Origin of the sequence: Bombella sp. ESL0385, from assembly GCF_009725755.1 — a bacterium.
GTDB lineage: Bacteria > Pseudomonadota > Alphaproteobacteria > Acetobacterales > Acetobacteraceae > Bombella > Bombella pollinis.
Genome location: NZ_WNIJ01000003.1, coordinates 111,305 through 128,220, shown reverse-complemented (window position 1 = coordinate 128,220; position 16,916 = coordinate 111,305). Strand labels below are relative to the sequence as shown.

At 52.9% G+C, this 16,916-nt stretch carries 13 protein-coding genes, 1 other RNA gene and 1 pseudogene; 7 read left to right on the top strand and 8 right to left on the bottom strand.

Annotated features, from left to right (window positions below):
* Positions 1–244 precede the first annotated feature (244 nt).
* The 6 genes and pseudogenes from cas2 to GM557_RS08075 form a co-directional block, all read right to left on the bottom strand.
* Entirely contained in the window at positions 245–574 is a 330-nt protein-coding gene (cas2, locus tag GM557_RS08095) for a CRISPR-associated endonuclease Cas2 (RefSeq protein WP_155573844.1), read from the bottom strand.
* A complete protein-coding gene (gene cas1 / locus GM557_RS08090; RefSeq protein WP_155573843.1) occupies positions 571–1,467 on the bottom strand; it encodes a type II CRISPR-associated endonuclease Cas1 in 897 nt (298 codons plus the stop codon). The genes cas2 and cas1 overlap by 4 nt, the downstream gene beginning before the upstream one ends.
* Positions 1,425–3,107, bottom strand: coding sequence for a type II CRISPR RNA-guided endonuclease Cas9 (gene cas9 / locus GM557_RS08980; RefSeq protein WP_255482678.1), 1,683 nt, complete (start codon positions 3,105–3,107; stop codon positions 1,425–1,427). Before cas9 (GM557_RS08980) ends, cas1 begins: the two co-directional genes overlap by 43 nt.
* A gap of 71 nt (positions 3,108–3,178) precedes the next feature.
* Positions 3,179–4,579 (bottom strand): annotated as a pseudogene (gene cas9 / locus GM557_RS08975) (type II CRISPR RNA-guided endonuclease Cas9); the annotation flags it as partial.
* A 180-nt stretch (positions 4,580–4,759) separates the two neighbouring features.
* Entirely contained in the window at positions 4,760–5,671 is a 912-nt protein-coding gene (locus tag GM557_RS08080; protein ID WP_196424630.1) for an N-acetylmuramoyl-L-alanine amidase-like domain-containing protein, read from the bottom strand.
* On the bottom strand, positions 5,664–6,683 hold the full coding sequence (locus tag GM557_RS08075; RefSeq protein WP_155573841.1) for an MBL fold metallo-hydrolase: 1,020 nt from the start codon (positions 6,681–6,683) through the stop codon (positions 5,664–5,666). The genes GM557_RS08080 and GM557_RS08075 overlap by 8 nt, the downstream gene beginning before the upstream one ends.
* Positions 6,684–6,832: 149 nt before the next feature.
* Between GM557_RS08075 and GM557_RS08070 the strand changes: the two genes are divergently transcribed.
* Positions 6,833–7,342, top strand: a complete 510-nt coding sequence (locus GM557_RS08070; RefSeq protein WP_196424629.1) for a DUF3465 domain-containing protein — start codon at positions 6,833–6,835, stop codon at positions 7,340–7,342.
* Between the two features lie 32 nt (positions 7,343–7,374).
* Here GM557_RS08070 and clpA read toward each other — a convergent pair whose 3' ends face one another.
* Both clpA and clpS read right to left on the bottom strand, forming a co-directional pair.
* On the bottom strand, positions 7,375–9,729 hold the full coding sequence (clpA, locus tag GM557_RS08065; RefSeq protein ID WP_155573840.1) for an ATP-dependent Clp protease ATP-binding subunit ClpA: 2,355 nt from the start codon (positions 9,727–9,729) through the stop codon (positions 7,375–7,377).
* 94 nt (positions 9,730–9,823) lie between these two features.
* Complete coding sequence (gene clpS, locus GM557_RS08060; protein ID WP_155573839.1) at positions 9,824–10,192, bottom strand: ATP-dependent Clp protease adapter ClpS; 369 nt, start codon at positions 10,190–10,192, stop codon at positions 9,824–9,826.
* Positions 10,193–10,519: 327 nt separating this feature from the next.
* Between clpS and GM557_RS08055 the strand changes: the two genes are divergently transcribed.
* The 6 genes from GM557_RS08055 to GM557_RS08030 all read left to right on the top strand — a co-directional run bounded on the left by GM557_RS08055 (position 10,520) and on the right by GM557_RS08030 (position 16,902).
* On the top strand, positions 10,520–11,515 hold the full coding sequence (locus tag GM557_RS08055; RefSeq protein ID WP_155573838.1) for a D-alanyl-D-alanine carboxypeptidase family protein: 996 nt from the start codon (positions 10,520–10,522) through the stop codon (positions 11,513–11,515).
* A gap of 80 nt (positions 11,516–11,595) precedes the next feature.
* Positions 11,596–12,396, top strand: coding sequence for a type I methionyl aminopeptidase (gene map, locus GM557_RS08050; RefSeq protein WP_099027019.1), 801 nt, complete (start codon positions 11,596–11,598; stop codon positions 12,394–12,396).
* A gap of 15 nt (positions 12,397–12,411) precedes the next feature.
* The gene (gene ggt, locus GM557_RS08045) at positions 12,412–14,235 is read left to right on the top strand and encodes a gamma-glutamyltransferase (RefSeq protein ID WP_155573837.1); all 1,824 of its coding nucleotides are present in this window, start codon (positions 12,412–12,414) and stop codon (positions 14,233–14,235) included.
* Positions 14,236–14,278: 43 nt separating this feature from the next.
* Positions 14,279–14,375: signal recognition particle sRNA small type (gene ffs, locus GM557_RS08040), an RNA gene on the top strand.
* A gap of 97 nt (positions 14,376–14,472) precedes the next feature.
* Positions 14,473–16,551, top strand: coding sequence for a DNA polymerase III subunit gamma/tau (locus tag GM557_RS08035; protein ID WP_370513457.1), 2,079 nt, complete (start codon positions 14,473–14,475; stop codon positions 16,549–16,551).
* A 27-nt stretch (positions 16,552–16,578) separates the two neighbouring features.
* Positions 16,579–16,902: a YbaB/EbfC family nucleoid-associated protein gene (locus tag GM557_RS08030; protein ID WP_099027016.1), complete on the top strand. Its 324-nt coding sequence runs from the start codon at positions 16,579–16,581 to the stop codon at positions 16,900–16,902.
* Positions 16,903–16,916: the final 14 nt, after the last annotated feature.

Genomic DNA, 16,916 nt, shown 5'->3' with positions numbered 1-16,916 from the left:
ATAACCTGAAGGTCGTAGGTTCAAATCCTACCCCCGCATCCAATAAATACCACACACAAATCCCAGATAAATCCCTAAACCTACACACCACTAAAACATAGCCTTGCCTCTGTGATAAGCTTATCCCGCGGCAATGCAAGTATAAGTTCAAGCCGTGGTTTCCCTACCGATTTGTCTATGGTAGGCTAGCTAGAACGTAACAGATTGATGTTGCATGATTTTTCGCTGTTTTTATGGCCGAAAATCATAGCAACTCCATCTGTTTCGTTCCTATTTTCTCGGTTTTTTTGGCGAGGCCGAGCATAACTTCCATCCGTCCATATTGTTTATCAGTCACTTGCAAAGCCCTTATGCTGCCTTCTCTTGGCAAAGCTGTGCGAACACGGCGTATATGTTTATCAATACTATCTTGCCCACGCCCAACACGAACATAGACGGAGTATTGTAGCATAATAAAGCCATCATCACGCAAAAAATTGCGGAATTGCGTCGCTTGCCGTCGTTGGAGCTTGGTGCGGACGGGGAGGTCAAAAAAAATCATGAGCCACAAGAATCGAGTCTCCTCAGCTTTCATGGGGGTTTCCCTAAAGGGGTTGGGAGGCGCAGCAGGGCCGCACTATTATGTTCAAGGGCTTTAACCAAATCCGCTGCGATGGTTTCAGTGGCGGCGAGGATGGTCATGTTGTCTTGCCTAATACGTACGGTTTGGGTGAGTATCCCTGCCATAAAGCGGCGGTCTTCTAGGGTGGCAGTGGCAGTGTCGCCCTCAGGGAGGTAATGGACGACCATATGGTCCACGCTGGGGCGGAAAGGTTCGATGAGGTCATCCACTAAGTTGAAGGCGTTGGTGCGGGAGGCATGGTGAAGCCCTAATGAGGGGATAAGCCCTGCGGCAACACAGGCGCGAGCGAGAGCCGCGCGGAGGATGGCATAACCGTAATTAAGTAAGCCGTTGCGTTTATCTGTGCTATCAGCGCGGAGGAAGGTCTGGAATAAGCGGGACCAGTAAAAGCGGGCAGTTTGAGCCTCTATATTCTCTTTATCCCCCGATGTGACCAAGCCAGCCATGCTTTGTAGTTTTTTGGCATCCTTATGAGCGCGGGCGGCTAAGATGGCCGCTTGGTTATTGATTTTTGCCGTTACTAGAGCTTGCCACAGGCGTTTACGGAGCGGTTGGGAGGCCCCAATCTGTAATTGGATGATATCCGCTTGGGCATAATGGCGATGGAATGGAAGCAGCATGCCAGCAGGGTGATGTTTCTCATCAGGGATGATGCAGGCGACCCCCATGGTAGCAAAAGCGGAGAGAAGCGCGCCGGAGAGCGTGACTTGTGGTGTATCGAGGACGCAGCAGGCAATATCCTCTAGCGGCAGGATGATTGTATCATCATCCTGCATGATAAGGAGCTGTTGGTCCTTGAGCTTTAGTCGGGCTGGGCGGGAGATATGCACGCAACGCCATGCCATGTCCTAGTCTCCTGCTTAATGGGGGATAGCTCGCCAAAGCGGTTGATGGCGTATTTTTGGATGAGGTCCAGCGTTTTGATGCCGATTCCTGTTTGGCGGTTGGTTTTATCGTTAGCATTACACACAGTGATAGAAGCTGTGGCGCGGTCACTTCCTGCAAAATAGCCTTCTATCACCACGCCTTTTTTAAAGAGGCGGATATAGCTGCGTGGGTATAGGCTGAATTGGAATGTGTACTCAGGGCCCATTTCAGGCCATTGCTCCTCTGGTTTACGGATGACTGCGGCATTAGGTGGGGTAGGCCATTGGGTGCGGTTCATAATTTGATGAGGGTAGATGGGGACCATGAACCATTCCGTCTTCCCCTTTTTATTGCGGCGGGTGAAGATGTCTGTGCGCACCATATCGCCACGGTCGGCAATGCCCCCACGGACGGGGACAGCCGGTTTTTTGTTAGTGGCAAGGCGCACTTTGCGTATCTCATGGCCAGCACCGGCTATGTTGCAGGGGGTGCGTGGTGGGGCATCAGCGGGTTTACCAGCCTCAATCCAATGGCGAAGTGCGGTGATAAGCCCCTCATTGCGCTCTGGATCTTTAATTTTGGCAAGGTCAGTTAGTTTGAGGGCTTCAATAGCTTTGCGCTCGTAAATGACAGGGCCGCTTTCCTCCTGCCGGAGTTGCCGGATGGTAGCGGCGTGGCCTTCACCGCGTGCGCGTTGACGCTCCGGCCGTGCAACGCGGATGGTGTGATAGGCTGCCTTTACATCCTCACGGAATGTCTCCCATGGTGGGGGAACATGGCGCAATGGGCGTGGGAGGCCCTGTTGCTCGCACTTTTGGAAGGATTTGGTCAGTTTTTGGATTTCGCCTTCACTCACGGCGGCTACAACGACAGCATCAAGGGCGTGGTGACGGTCATCAGGGAGGCGTTCGCCGTCTATTTTCTTGAGCGATTCAACGCCCCATGCGTGGCGTAGGGCTGCTGTTAAGGCTCCCGGGCGGGTGAAGACACGCCGTTTACCGCCCTTCTCGCCGCGATGGCCAGCGGGGTAGAGCAAGCGAGCGGCTTCTGCCATTAAGCGGGCGGCATAGCGCGTGTCATTAAGGTTACGGCTGCGGAAGCGTTCTTCTGTTTCCTTTCCGCCTTTAAGGAGGAAGTTGCGTTTTTTGATGCCTTTTGTTTCTTTCCGGCTCTCCACAGACGCGGTGAATCTATCCCATTCGTCTTGGCCTTTTATGCCGTGGAGCCATTCATAAGGCGTGCGGTTTTGTTTTTCTTGATTCGCTTTGGCAGAGCATAAGCTTTTATTGCTGTAGCTATCATCCCCAAAGCGTGACCATGGCAGGATGTGATCTATCTGTACGCTATTATCGTCAGAGATAAGCTGGTGGGGGGATATGGGTTCATCCGTATAGCAGCATCGGCCGCCTTGCTCTTTCCACAGACGGTAGCGGAGCAATGTCTCAGAGGGGACGTCTTTGATGGAAAGGAGTTCGCGTATTTCCTCGCGCTCTTTTTCGCGTTTCTTGGTCGTGGCCTCAATATTTTTTTCAATCTCGCGGCGTTTTTCAAGGCTGTTGCCAACATCACGCGCAAGTTCAATGCAGATGGCACCGGGTAAGCCCCAGCGGTTACGCATCGCCCAAGTTGCTTCATGCCTTCTGTGACGGCCTTTTTGGCAATAGGATTGGTGATGTTGTCCCGTACTTCCTCCATCAAGGCTTTAAACTTGGCTTTTGTATCGATTGTATCATGCTGGCGCAAAGCGGTGGCGGTATGATCATAGCCGACTTTTGTGCAGGCTTTATCGTAGGTTAGCCCTTGCTCCAGATAGGGGATGAGCGCGCGGGCTGCTTTGTCGGAGAGAGATGAGGCCCCTTTAAATTGCGCGAATTTTCCATCCTCCACTGCTTTGCAGAGAAGCGTGTAGGCCTCTTGAGGAAGGCCCTCGATCGTTTTTAATTTTTCGGCGATTGTTTTTGCAAGTTCATGGAAGCTAATGATCCAAGCCGCTTGGTCGAGTATGGCCGGGTAGGGCCGTAACTGTTCCCAAAGAGAATCCCCTAAAACGGAGCGAAACGCCTTTGTACCAGTCAAGCTGCCCCCCGTGCGGCAGGCGATATCCTCTGTCTCATTTGTGGGTAAAATGGTTGTAAAGCGTTGGTCATCGCGTAAAGAGAGAAGTTCACGAAGTCTTGTCACGCTCAATTTGGCTGTTGTCCCAGCTTTCTCATAAGCAAGGCGGAGTTCTTCTGTTGTTAAGCGGCGTTCCTCTGGGCCGTCTGTGAGGCGGAGATTAACAAGGCGACTGAGGAGGCGAAAACGCTCAAAAGAGGGTGAGAAGCGGGAGGAGCGTTTTTCACCGGGTTCAAAAGGGCAATCGCCCACAAGGGTACTGCTATCCTGCATAGGTTTTTGGCGGAAGGCGATGTCTACAAATGCCTTTTCTAGCTCTGGTGTGGCGAAGTGGTTACCGCGGCGTTGTTGTTCTTTAAAGAGGACGGTGACTTCATGGAGGAGATCATCACGGCTCATAGTGCGGTCAAAGAAGCCATCTCGGTTGCGGCGTCTTTGGGTATAGTCTGGGTCGCGGGCGAACATTTGGCCAATGGTGCGATATTGGGCAGAGCGTTCTTTGGTTTTCTCAATCGCGGCAAGCATTCTGCCATCTTCGGCCGAAGCATTGCTTTTGGCGCGTTTAGCGGCGGATTTAAAGCCGCGCCGTTTGGCAATATGGCCTAAAGCAGTGGCGAACTCCTCTGCGGTGAGGGGACGTTCAAGCCCTTGGGCACGCATCTCCCATGGGTCGACTCCGGTGCGGCGTAGCGCATCGGGATGGGCATCGTTGAGTAAGTGATGCTCTGCAAAGAGACGGCGTATCTCGGCCATGCGATTGCGGCGGCGGCGGATGACACGGCGTAACAGGCGGTTTGTGCGTCTAATTTGGTTGGTGGGGGTGCGCTCTTTATCGGTTTCTGGGACGTCGAAGCACCAGCTGCCGAGGGCTTCAATGTAGTTTATTTGTGGCTGTTGATTTAAGACAGCCCACCCGCAAGAGCCAATGCCGAGGTCAATACCAAAGAGGAGGGAGTCTTTAATGGGGGGTGTCATGTAATATCTTCCTTTCATTATTATTGACAGAGTTCAGCATGTTTGTAAAAGGAATCTAGACAAATCGGTTGGGAAACCACGGTAACATGGTTTTTCATGTGTAGGATTACCTCTCCCTATGTATTTAGGGGGAGGGATTCCTTTTTTTATGTCTGGCTACTAGGTAGCAATTACATTCCATTACAAAATAGGTCGGTAGAGGACGATGCCCCGTCTTTCCTTTAGGTAGTCCGCTAGAGGTGTATCGACAACATAGCGATGCTCCGGTAGGGAGGAGGCATTACGAAAGAGTAGTTCGTGTCCTCGCCAAATGGCTAACCCAATATGGAAGACATCTAACCCCGGTAAGGGGCTGTAAATACCAATAACATCACCGCTTTTTATATGCGTTTTTATGGTATGGTGATGTAAATTATCTAATAATGGCTTTGTTGGTAGATAGGTAATTAACCGTTTTTTAAGTGGAATCCCCGGTAGGTAACGGTCTTCTGGTGCCGTATTGGCAGGAGAAGTAGGTGGGAGCTTGAGGTTGAGTGTCTTGGAGATATGCTGGGCATAGGGAAAATGCGGGCTGAGGTCGCGACACAGAATAGGCGTGCCATATAGCCAATCACTATAAAAATGCCGGCGTTCGGTAAAGGTAACATGATGATGGCGGTAGCGCGTAGCGATGAGAGCATGGATGAATTGCTCCACTGTGAAGCTGCGGCTAGCGGCGAGGATGATTTCCACAAAGGTCATGCAATTCACCCCTCGCCATGAGAGGATGAGCTCTTCCTGCGTGGTGGCTGAGCCAATGAGTGGCTGGGCGAGATAGGGCGTCCCTTTCATAAATTGGGACATCAGAACGATGCGCTCTTGGCGGGAGCGATGGGGGGCAATAGCAATTAATTGGCTAATTTGTTGGCGGGTTGCTTCCGAGAGGGCTGTAAGGGGTGGCGCATCTGAGGGGGGAATATGGTGGTGGGGCTGAGCGTGATGATGCCTTTGTTTGGCAGATGCTGTCTGGCATAGCCCCAAGCCTCCCACACCTATAGTGGTGAGGAAGGCTCGTCTTTTTATAAGAATGGTACGCGCTTTGTTGTTAGACAAGATAACGCGCGCTTTGTTCTGCCATAAGGAAGTGAATCCCAATATCGTTACCTTCTTGGAGGTCGCGATAAATCTGCTGCGTGGGGCATTCCCCATCGTGGAAGGTTTCTTTCACATGGGTGATGATGACACGCAACCCACGGATATGATGGCGGCCGCCGCAAATATGGCCTAACTCACGCAGTGATGTGAGGAGGTCTTTAGGGCGTAATTGGCCACAAAGTGCATCATCAGGCTGACTATCGGGATAGGTCGCGCCCATAATGATGGTGTTGAGTGTGTTGTTCTGCACTAAGGGGGCGATAGCCTCCCATAATTTATGGAGGTTACGCGGGCCATCAGCTTGGTCGGCTTGTGTATCGCCGAGATAGAGAATTGCCTGCCCTTCATGCTGGATGAGGAAGGCTGTGGATGTTGTGCTGGCATGGCTAAGGGGCCATGCTGTGATGGTTAGGCCTGTTCCTTGTACAATTTGTGCCTGCCCCGGCTCCATATTATGGTAACTATATTTCCCAATGCGGGGTTCTGGCCCTTTATCGCCCATGGCCCCCCATACGCGATTATTAAAAAGATGCTCCGCTAAAATCGCGTTTGTTTGGGAGAGCGCATAAAGCGGCTTTGCCGTATCTTCTGGTGAGGTGAAGACTAACCCGGCGACATGGTCTAAATGGCTATGGCTGATGAGATAAGCCCGCACTGTTTGCTTCAGGACATGGCCAGCCCGGCTAAGGGCAGAGTTGGGCATGATGGGGATGTCATTTAGTACCCCTTTTGCCTCGGCCCGTTTTAGCCCGTTCCCGAGCGTACCAGCATCACATAACACGGCCTCATTCGTTCCAAGAGGGCGGATGAGGTAGGATGAAAGGTTGCCATCAGCAACGCCACTACGAACCCCCAGCGCGATGACCTCAAAAGTAGGGCAAGCCCCTGCGAAGGTAACAGGCGTACCTTGTGAGGCGGGCTGGTTCTTTTGTAGCCGTGTACGAAGGGTCTTTAAATGGTGCAAAGGCATGGTCTTCTCCCTCTTATCAGCAAGGTGCGTGATGGCGTTATAGTCAGCTAGCCCTTATGGTTATCGTAACGGGAAAGTCCCCGTAATGATGAAATCTCCCTTACGATACTCCTGCTATGGCGATGGGGAAAGAGGGGAGGAAAGGAGAGATGATGCGCTTTTCATGGTCAATGATGGTACGAGCAGGCTTATTGGGGCTTTTGGCCAGTGGGGTGGGGTTAGTCCCTGCAAGAGCTGAGACGGCGATAGAGGCTACGATGCCCGCGCAATGTGATAATCAGCGTTTTGTGCAGGATCAGGCCCATTATAATCAGCAATTTGCCCATAAGCAGATTCCTTACGGGCAGCATTTGGACATGCCAGAGCATATTTGTGGGACGGTCGTGCATGTTTATCGAGCGCGCCAAAGCCGCAGCGGGCAGCATGGCTATTTTCTGATGTCTGTAGCGGGGGGGACTCCTTTGCGCATCGTCTCAAATCTTGATGAAATGCGCGCCCCTGCATGGCCATGGGTGAAAGTGGGGGATCATGTCGAGGTTCAAGGGCGGTATTATTATGATGGGCCCAGTCGGCAAGGGTTGGACTGGACCCACCATGGCACAAGCCGCCAGTGGCCATGGCCGGGGTTTGTAAGTGTAAATGGCCAGCGTTACCAATAACGCTTTTCCGTGCCCCGGCAGGCTTTTAGAGCCTAAGCCGGGGTGAGGGTTTTTGTTGGAGTGCCTTTGGCTGATTGGCCTTTTGTTGGGGCGTTAGTAGGAGGTGTAGATGATGTGGCGGCAGAAAGGGTGAAGGTAAGCTCTCCCTCACGCGCACCGATTTTGACACTCCCGCCATTGGCTAAGGTGCCAAAGAGGATTTCTTCCGATAGAGGTTTTTTGATTTTCTCTTGTATTAAGCGGCTAAGTGGGCGAGCCCCATTTGTACGGTCATATCCATGCTCAACAAGCCACGCCTTTGCTGCTGGGGTGAGTTGGAGGGTAATATTTTTAGCCGCTAATAGGTTGCTAAGCTGCTGAACAAACTTCTCTACTACATGGGTGACAACATCCGGGCTGAGCGGTGCAAAGGGGATGATGGCATCTAAGCGGTTGCGGAACTCTGGCGAGAAGAGTCGTTTTATAGCGTCTTCATCATCGCCTGTACGCGCTGTGCGGGCAAAGCCGATAGCCTCTTTGGAGAGGTCACTCGCCCCAGCATTACTGGTCATGATGAGGATAACATTACGGAAATCGACCGTTTTGCCCGTGTTGTCGGTTAATTTCCCATGGTCCATGACCTGCAAGAGAAGGTTAAAGAGGTCTGGATGGGCCTTCTCAATTTCATCAAGCAGTAAGACAGCATGGGGGTTTTGGTCGATGGCACTTGTTAAAAGCCCGCCTTGTTCAAAGCCGACATAACCGGGTGGGGTACCAATTAGCCGGGAAATGGAGTGTGCCTCCATATATTCCGACATATCAAAGCGAATCAGCTTAATATCGAGCGATTTTGCTAATTGCCGTGCGGCTTCTGTTTTGCCGACCCCTGTCGGGCCGGAGAAAAGATAGCTGCCGATGGTTTTTTCCGTATCGCGCAAGCCTGCACGAGACAGCATGACCGCTGAGGAGAGAGCCTCCAGAGCAGGCTCTTGCCCATAAACGGCACGGCGTAGCTCCTCTGGTAAATGGCGCAAGACGGTACGATCATCAGTGGAGAGATGACGGGGAGGGATATGGGCAATACGGGCAATCGTAGCCTCAATATCCTTCACTCCGATTGTACGGCGTTTGCGGCTATTGGGAAGCAGGCGGCAGGCCGCCCCGGCTTCATCAAGGACATCAATGGCTTTGTCGGGGAGCTTACGGTCGTGAATGTACCGCGCAGAGAGTGTTACAGCACTGCGAATGGCGGGGTCGGTAAAGCGGATATCGTGATGGTCCTCATAACGGTCCTTTAATCCACGGAGGATGCGGATTGTATCGGCTTGAGAAGGCTCGGCAACATCAATCTTTTGGAAACGCCGGGTTAAGGCGTGATCTTTCTCAAAATGCTGGCGATATTCTTGGTAAGTGGTGGAGCCAATGCAATGCAATTTCCCTGCTGCTAAAGCGGGTTTGAGTAGATTAGACGCATCCATAGAGCCATTTGTGGTAGCTCCCGCCCCAACAAGCATGTGGATTTCATCAATAAAGAGCAGATTATTAGGATTTTCCTCTAGCTCATTAATAATAGCTTTGAGGCGTTCTTCAAAATCACCGCGATAGCGTGTCCCAGCGAGTAAGGCTCCGAGGTCTAGGCTATAGAGGCGTGCTTCGGCGAGGATGGCGGGTACTTGTCCGCGTATGATTTTTTGAGCCAAACCCTCGGCAATAGCCGTTTTACCTACACCCGGATCCCCAACCAGGAGGGGGTTATTCTTGGTACGGCGGCAGAGGATTTGGATGACGCGATTAACCTCCTCCTCACGCCCAATAAGAGGGTCGATTTTATTATGGTAGGCGCGCTCATTGAGGTTAGTGCAATATGTGCGCAGGGCTTCTTTGGTGTCCCCTTCTGTGCCGTTTTCAGCAGAGGCGGCGGTGTTTTTGCGTGAGTGCCGTGCCTTTTTGTGGTGATGCTCCTCGTGTTGTGATGAGGCTTGGTTCTCTTGTTGGAGGGCACGAATAGCGTCCAGCCGGGTAAGACCTTGCTGTTGGAGGAAGAAGATGGCATGGCTTTCTTTCTCCGCAAACATAGCGATTAAGATATGTCCGCCTGTCATGGTGGGGTAGCCTGAACTTTGGATATAAACCGCTGCGCGTTGAATCACACGCTGAAATGCTGTTGTCGGTTGGGGGGCGTCCTCTAGGTCGGGGCGAATAACAGCGCGTTGTTCACTAAGGAGGAATCGCTCTAACGCCTGGCGGAGATGGGTGATGTCTGTCTGACATGCTAAGAAGATTATTTCTGCATCAGGATCATCACAAAGAGCGAGGAGGAGATGTTCCAGCGTGATGAATTCATGCTGGTTCTGCCCGGCAATGATGAGGGCGCGCTGAAGCGTCTGTTCGAGTGTGGTTGACAACATAATGCGCTCCTTGTGACACATATCCATGTCAGAATGATGAATTGCGGGACAGAAAGTTATCGAACATCAACCGCAATTAGAGGTGGCAATGCGTTTACGCTTTCTCAAGGGTGCATTGCAGAGGATGTTGGTTTTGCTGGGCTAGGTCCATGACTTGCCCGATTTTGGTTTCAGCAATCTCATAGGTGAAGATGCCACAAACCCCACTACCACGATTATGAACCTCCAGCATAATATGGCGGGCTTCATCAGGTGATTTGGCAAAATAACGCTCTAAGATAAATATAACGAAGTCCATTGGCGTATAATCATCGTTAAGAAGCAGAACTTTATACATAGAGGGATAAGTAAGTTCTGTTTTTTGGTCGGTAAGTGTATCTTCTCGCACTGCACAAACAAGCACGTCTAGGTTGGCATCGTCTATAGAAGGGTGCGATGTTGCTCCGTAGGGCCTGCGCTGCATGGGGTGTCTCCTAATAATTCGCGAGGGCTGGCTATTACTTTAGCAGGAAAAAGTAAGAATCCTATGGGATGATAGCGTACAGCACAGCTGCATTGCATTGGCGCGATTCGTCACAAGGGGCTGTTTGCTAGGTCTTTTAGCGGAGAGAGAGGGGAGATCCTTTATAAGAACGTAACATAGATGTGATGAAGTGCTGGTCAATGATTAAAGAATCTTTAAATGTTGAACATCTGTGTGGAAATTAGCTAGACAGGCTACAAAAGAAGGTTCTAAAAAATGCCTTATTCTGCGTCTCCTGCCCTGTTTCTGTAAGGATAATTTGTCCTGATGCACTCGCTCTTTCGCCGTACTTTGTTATCGTTTGCTGTGGGCTTGGTAACGTTCGCTGGTACAGCGCGAGCGCAGTTTGCAGGCCATGTGTCTTCCATTGTCCTAAATGCGCGGACAGGAGCTGTGCTTTCGGAGGAAGATGCGGATCTTCAGCGTTATCCCGCATCTCTTACAAAAATGATGACATTATATCTCACCTTCCAAGCGTTGGAGCGTGGGACCATTACGTTGGATGATGAGATGCCTGTCTCCATCCATGCCTCTGTACAAGCACCTTCCAAATTAGGGCTAAGGCCGGGTACGCATCTTACAGTGGAGCAAGCGATTCTCGCTTTGGTGACAAAGTCCGCTAATGATGCCGCTTGTGTGCTGGGCGAGTATCTTGGTAGTGGGGATGAAACACGCTTTGCGGCGCATATGACCTTCCAAGCGCGTCGTTTGGGGATGGCCCATACGACCTTCCGCAATGCGTCTGGTTTGCCAGACCCTGATCAAGTGACGACAGCACGGGATTTAGGCGTGCTTGCTCGCTCTCTGTTGCAGGATTATCCGCAATATTATCATTATTTCGGTGTGCGGCAATTTGCTTTCCGCCGTCACATGATTCCGAATCATGACCCGCTTTTGGGTGTGTATCAGGGGGCGGATGGCTTCAAGACAGGCTATACCGATCTTGCTGGCCATAATCTTGTAAGCTCCGCCCAACAAGGGGAGACGCGTTTAATCGCTGTTGAGATGGGGGCTTCTAGCAATACTAGCCGTAATGAGACGATGATTTCTTTGTTGAATGATGGCTTCTCCAAAGCGGGTCAGACGCCGTTGCCTCTCCTCCAAAAGGTGGGGGCTTATGCTGTGGCATGGCGTGGGGAGCATCGTGCTGCGCGCGGTCGGCATTTGCATCGTGATGTTATGTTAGTAAGTTATCATACTCATGCAGCCCCGCGCGGGTTGCATCATGCGTGGGCCTCCCATCGTGGGCATCATCGCTCCTAATCTCGTGGTGATGAGGATGATTGCCAGAGGGGTGCATGGGTAAGGGGCTTTTTAAGTAAGTATAAGGACTATCAAACGGTATGGCTTCTCAAGATGGGCGTAATATCCAGCATTATACGGCAGAGGATTTTAAGCACCTCAAAGCGGCGGGGCAGTTAGCCGCGGCAACGCTGGATATGATTACCGAGCATGTCCGCCCCGGTATTACAACGGGTGAGTTGGATAAAATCATCCATGATTATACGTTAGCTCATGGGGCCACACCGGCTCCTTTGAATTATCATGGCTTTCCTAAGTCATGCTGTATTTCGCTGAACCATGTTGTCTGTCATGGCATCCCTGGTGAGCGGCGTTTGCAGGAAGGTGATGTACTTAATATTGATGTCACTTCCATCTTAAACGGGTGGTATGGTGATACATCGCGCATGTATGTGGTGGGCAAGCCCCCGCGCAAAGCAGAGAAATTGATCGACTTGACCTATCAAGCCCTTATGCTGGGGATAGAGCAGGTCCGCCCCGGTGCAACGCTGGGGGATATTGGTTATGCCATTCAAAGCTTTGCGGAGAAGCATCGCCTTGGTGTCGTGCGGGATTTTTGTGGGCATGGCATTGGGCGTAGTTTCCATGAAGCCCCGAGTGTTCTCCATTACGGGCGGCCCGGTCAGGGCACGGTTTTGGAGGCAGGTATGGTCTTCACCATTGAGCCTATGTTGAATCTCGGTAAGCCGGATGTGAAAGTCCTCGCTGATGAATGGACAGCTGTGACGCGGGATCGCTCTTTATCCGCTCAATTTGAGCATCAGCTTGGTGTGACAGAAGATGGGTACGAGATTTTTACTCTCTCACCGCGTGGTTACACAAAGCCGCCTTACGCTGTTTAAGGGGGTAGAGGGGGTATGATGGCGTGGCGTAAGAGAGCAATGCGGCTGGTTATCGGGGCATTGTGCGTTGGCATGGTGCCTTTTTGCCAAGCAGAGCCGCTTAGTGCCGACCATGACCCCCTTGCTTATGGGCCAGATACAACCCGCCCCGGCCTTTTGGTTAGAGGGGAGCGGGGAATGGTGGTCTCCGCTCAGCATTTAGCCTCAGAGGCAGGAGCGCGTATTTTGCGTGAAGGCGGTAATGCAGCAGATGCGGCGGTGGCTGTTGGTTATGCGTTAGCCGTCGTTTATCCCGCAGCGGGAAATCTGGGTGGGGGTGGGTTTATGACCCTTCGCCCCTCGCATGGCCCAGCTGTGTTTATCGACTTCCGCGAACATGCCCCTTTGCGGGCACAGCCTGATATGTATGTAGATGCTGCAGGGCATGTGAAGCCGGGCCTCTCTACCATTGGTTGGCAAGCTGTGGCGGTACCGGGGACGGTTGCCGGGTTGGAGGCTGTGCGTAAACGCTGGGGGCGGTTAAGCCGTGCGCAGGATATGGCCCCAGCCATTGCTCTCGCACGAGATGGCTTTGTTCTGGAGGAAGGCGATGTGGAGCTTTTGCATACATCGACAGATTATTTCCGCCAAGATGAGTATGCGCGCGGTATTTTCCTTCGCCCTGATGGGTCAGAGCTTGCTGTAGGGGACCGGCTTATCCAGCCCGGTTTAGCGCGCTCTTTAGCGTTAATTGCTCAACAAGGTGACCGCGCATTTTATCACGGACCGATTGCGGCGGAGATTTTGCGTGTGGCTCGCTTAGGGGGTGGCTTGCTTACAGAGGCGGACTTCCACGCCTATAAGCCGCGTTTTATGGAGCCCATACGGTGTGCTTATCGGGGCTATCAGATTGAGACTGCCCCGCCCCCAAGTGGGGGTGGTGTTGCGCTATGTGAGATTCTGAACATCCTCTCTGGCTATAATATGACCCAGTTGGGGTTACATAGCGCGCAAGCTGTGCGTTACGAGATTGAGGCGATGCGCCATGCTTATTCTGACAGGCGTGACCTTGGCGACCCCGCTTTTGTGCAAAATCCGGTCTCTTATTTAACAGACCCCGCCTATGCGGCACAGATTCGCGCAGCTTTACCAGCGCATCATGCTATTTCATCCGATGCTTTGTTTGTCGGTCAGCCCGGCCCTAGCCATGTGGCCCATGCTGGGGCGGAGCCAGCGGAGGAGAAGCATGAGACAACGCATTTCTCCACTATTGACGCCCAAGGTATGGCGGTCTCCACAACCTATACGCTCAATGGTTGGTTTGGGGCTGGCGTTATGGGCGGGCGGACCGGCATTTGGATGAATGATGAGATGGATGATTTTTCCATCAAGCCTGGTGAGCCGAATATGTTTGGCCTTGTTGGGTCTGCGGCTAATGCGATTGCCCCGGGTAAGACGCCTCTTTCCTCCATGTCGCCTACGATTATTAGCCGTGAGGGCAAGGTGGTTATGGTCACTGGTAGCCCCGGCGGGTCGCGTATTCCGACCATTGTGCTTTCAAGCTTATTGGGGGTGGTGGATTACGGGTTGGATTTAGCCCAAGCGGTTGATCTCCCACGCCTGCATGAGCAATGGAAGCCGGATAGTGTGGAGATGGAGAGCGGCGCGCTTAGCCCCGAGGTGCAAAAGACGTTGGAGCATATGGGGTATCATTTCATCGCGCATCGCCCATGGGGGATTACAGAGGCAATTCTGGTGGGTGGGCCACGTTTGGGTATGCAGCCTTCTGCTAAGGGAATTGGGCCGTTTTATGGGGTGGCGGACCCGCGCCATCCCGGTGGTGGGGCTGTCGCTCCGTAAAGGGCTTGCCATCCCCCCCACCTTTCATGCTAGAAGCCGCGTGGGAGATCGGCCCTGGGCGGTTGACTTGCGAACCCGGTCAGGCCCGGAAGGGAGCAGCCGTAGTGAGATCGTATCGGGTCGGGTGTCCGGTCTTCCACCTGTTAGGCTTTGGAGGTACAAAGTCTGCAGGCTTAGAGAAATGCCCTCCGCGTGGTCTTTTCCAGAACATGAGAGCTGTGGGAGGCCAGAACAGCCGTGACGGATGATGATGCTTTGCCCCTTCCCCCGGAAGAAGGTGGTGCAGGCTTTTTTGGTGATGCTGCCCCGCTAGAGGCCGCTCCCTCGGCAGGGGAGGGTACGCCTTATCGTGTTTTAGCGCGTAAATATCGCCCCCAAACATTTGATGACCTCATCGGCCAAGAGAGTTTAGTCCGTATTTTACGGCGGGCTTTTGCTGTGGGGCGTGTGGCACATGCCTTTATGCTGACAGGGGTGCGCGGTGTGGGTAAGACCACAACCGCTCGGATTATTGCTCGCGCGCTTAATTGTGTCGGGCCAGATGGTAAAGGCGGCCCAACAGCGGAGCCATGCGGAGTTTGCCCTAATTGTAAGGCTATTTTGGCGGACCGTCACCCCGATGTGTTGGAGATGGACGCTGCCTCTCGCACAGGTGTGGATGATGTGCGCGAGATTATTGAGGCCTCCCGCTTCCGCCCCATGCAAGCGCGGATGAAGGTCTTTGTTATTGACGAAGTGCATATGCTCTCGCGCAATGCGTTTAACGCGTTGCTTAAAACGCTAGAGGAACCTCCCGCGCAGGTAACGTTCATTTTCGCTACGACAGAATTGCGGAAGGTTCCTGTCACGGTCTTATCGCGCTGTCAGCGTTTTGACCTCCAACGTGTACCGCAAGCTATGTTGGCTGAGCATTTTGCGCGCATTGCCCAAAAAGAAGGGGCAACACTGGAGGAAGGGGCTTTATCGCTCATCGCGCGTGCAGCTGATGGTTCGGTGCGTGATGGGTTGTCATTGCTTGACCAAGCGATTGCCCAAGGGGCGTCCGATACTGCTGCGGTAGCGGATATGCTTGGTCTAGCAGACCGTGGCTTGGTGTTCGACCTCTTAGAGGCGGCTTTGCGTGGGCAGGTGGCTGAGGTTCTCACCATGGCAGGGCAAGCCTATGCCCGGGGGGCAGACCTTGGCGTGTTGCTGACCGATGTGCTGGATGTGCTGCATCTGCTCTCGCGCCTTAAGGCCCTGCCTAGCCTGCGCGAAGGGAACGAGCTGCCAGAGATGGAGCGTGTTCGTGGTGGGGTGATTATTGAGCATGTCGGGGCGAGCGTTTTAGGTCGTGCATGGCAATTAGTGCTGAAAGGTCTGGCAGAGGTCGATATGGCCCCCGACCGCCGTCAAGCGGCTGAGATGGTTTTGATTCGCCTCTGCCACGCAAGTTTACTGCCAACCCCTGCACATTTGGTGCGTCAGTTGCAGGAGGTTTCCGCAGCAGAGCTTCATAAAACGGCGGGAGGAGCGCACCCAAACGGGCCATCTGGTGGGGCGTCACCTCGTGGGGCGGCAGGGCCAGCGGAGCATATGGGGCAACAGCAGCTTCCCTCAAGCCGTGCCGCGGCAACGCCTTCTTCTACAGCGTCTTATCAGGGGCAGAATGTACCTTCTGGCCCCGTAGTGCGGGGGAGTGCGATGGCGCAGCCACAGTCTGCTATGGAGGCAGAGGCGCAAACCAGCCCCGCCCCGCAGCCTTTGCGCTTAGCAACCGAGAATGGGAGCCCCGTTGCTGTACCAATCATGCCTCAACCGACCTTAGGTGAGGCGGAAGGGGGTGTCCCCCCCATGCCGCGTAGCTGGCGGGAAATGGTGGCGTTGGTAGGCCAGCAAAAAGAGGCGCATCTTCATGGTGTGTTGCGTCATTTGGGGCATTTGGTAGAGTTTGCCCCGCCCCGCGTTGTGTTGCGCATTGCTGATGAGGATAAGGAGCGTAAAAGGCAGGCTTTTCGGACGCTTATCGCGCTGTTAGAGCGGCTTTATCCCGGCCGGTGGGAGGTTCTGCCCTCCGAGGCGGCGGGGGAGCCGACATTAGATGAGCAGGGGGCGGAGATTATTGCTTTGCATAAGGATAAAGCAAAGCAACATCCGCTTGTTAAAGCGATTTTACAGCGTTTTCCCAAAGCAGAAATTGGCGAGGTGCGGGATCATACGTTGGATGATTATGGCCTCCCACCAGAGATGATTGTTCCATTAGGGGAGGATGTCCCCCCTGGTTTTGAGTTCGCCCCACCGGATGCCGATTATGCCGATGAGGATGAGTTTGAATAAGCAGCCCTTTTTTGGAGGAGTGATGTTATGAAGAATCTGGCTGGTATGATGAAGCAGGCCACCCAAATGCAAGCCCGCATGAAGGAAGCCCAAGCGAAGTTGGAACGCTTGGAGATTGAGGGTACGGCAGGTAATGGTCTTGTTCGTTTGAGCATGACGGGGAAAGGCGTGTTGAAAGCCATTACTATCGACCCCAAATTGGCAGACCCAGAGGATATGGAAACATTGCAGGATTTAATCCTGGCCGCTTTTGCTGATGCACGCACAAAGGTTGAAGCTACCAGTGCTGAGGAGATGAAGCAGGTGACAGGTGGGTTGCAGTTACCACCGGGCATGGACTTGCCCTTCTAAAAAGTGAGGACCAT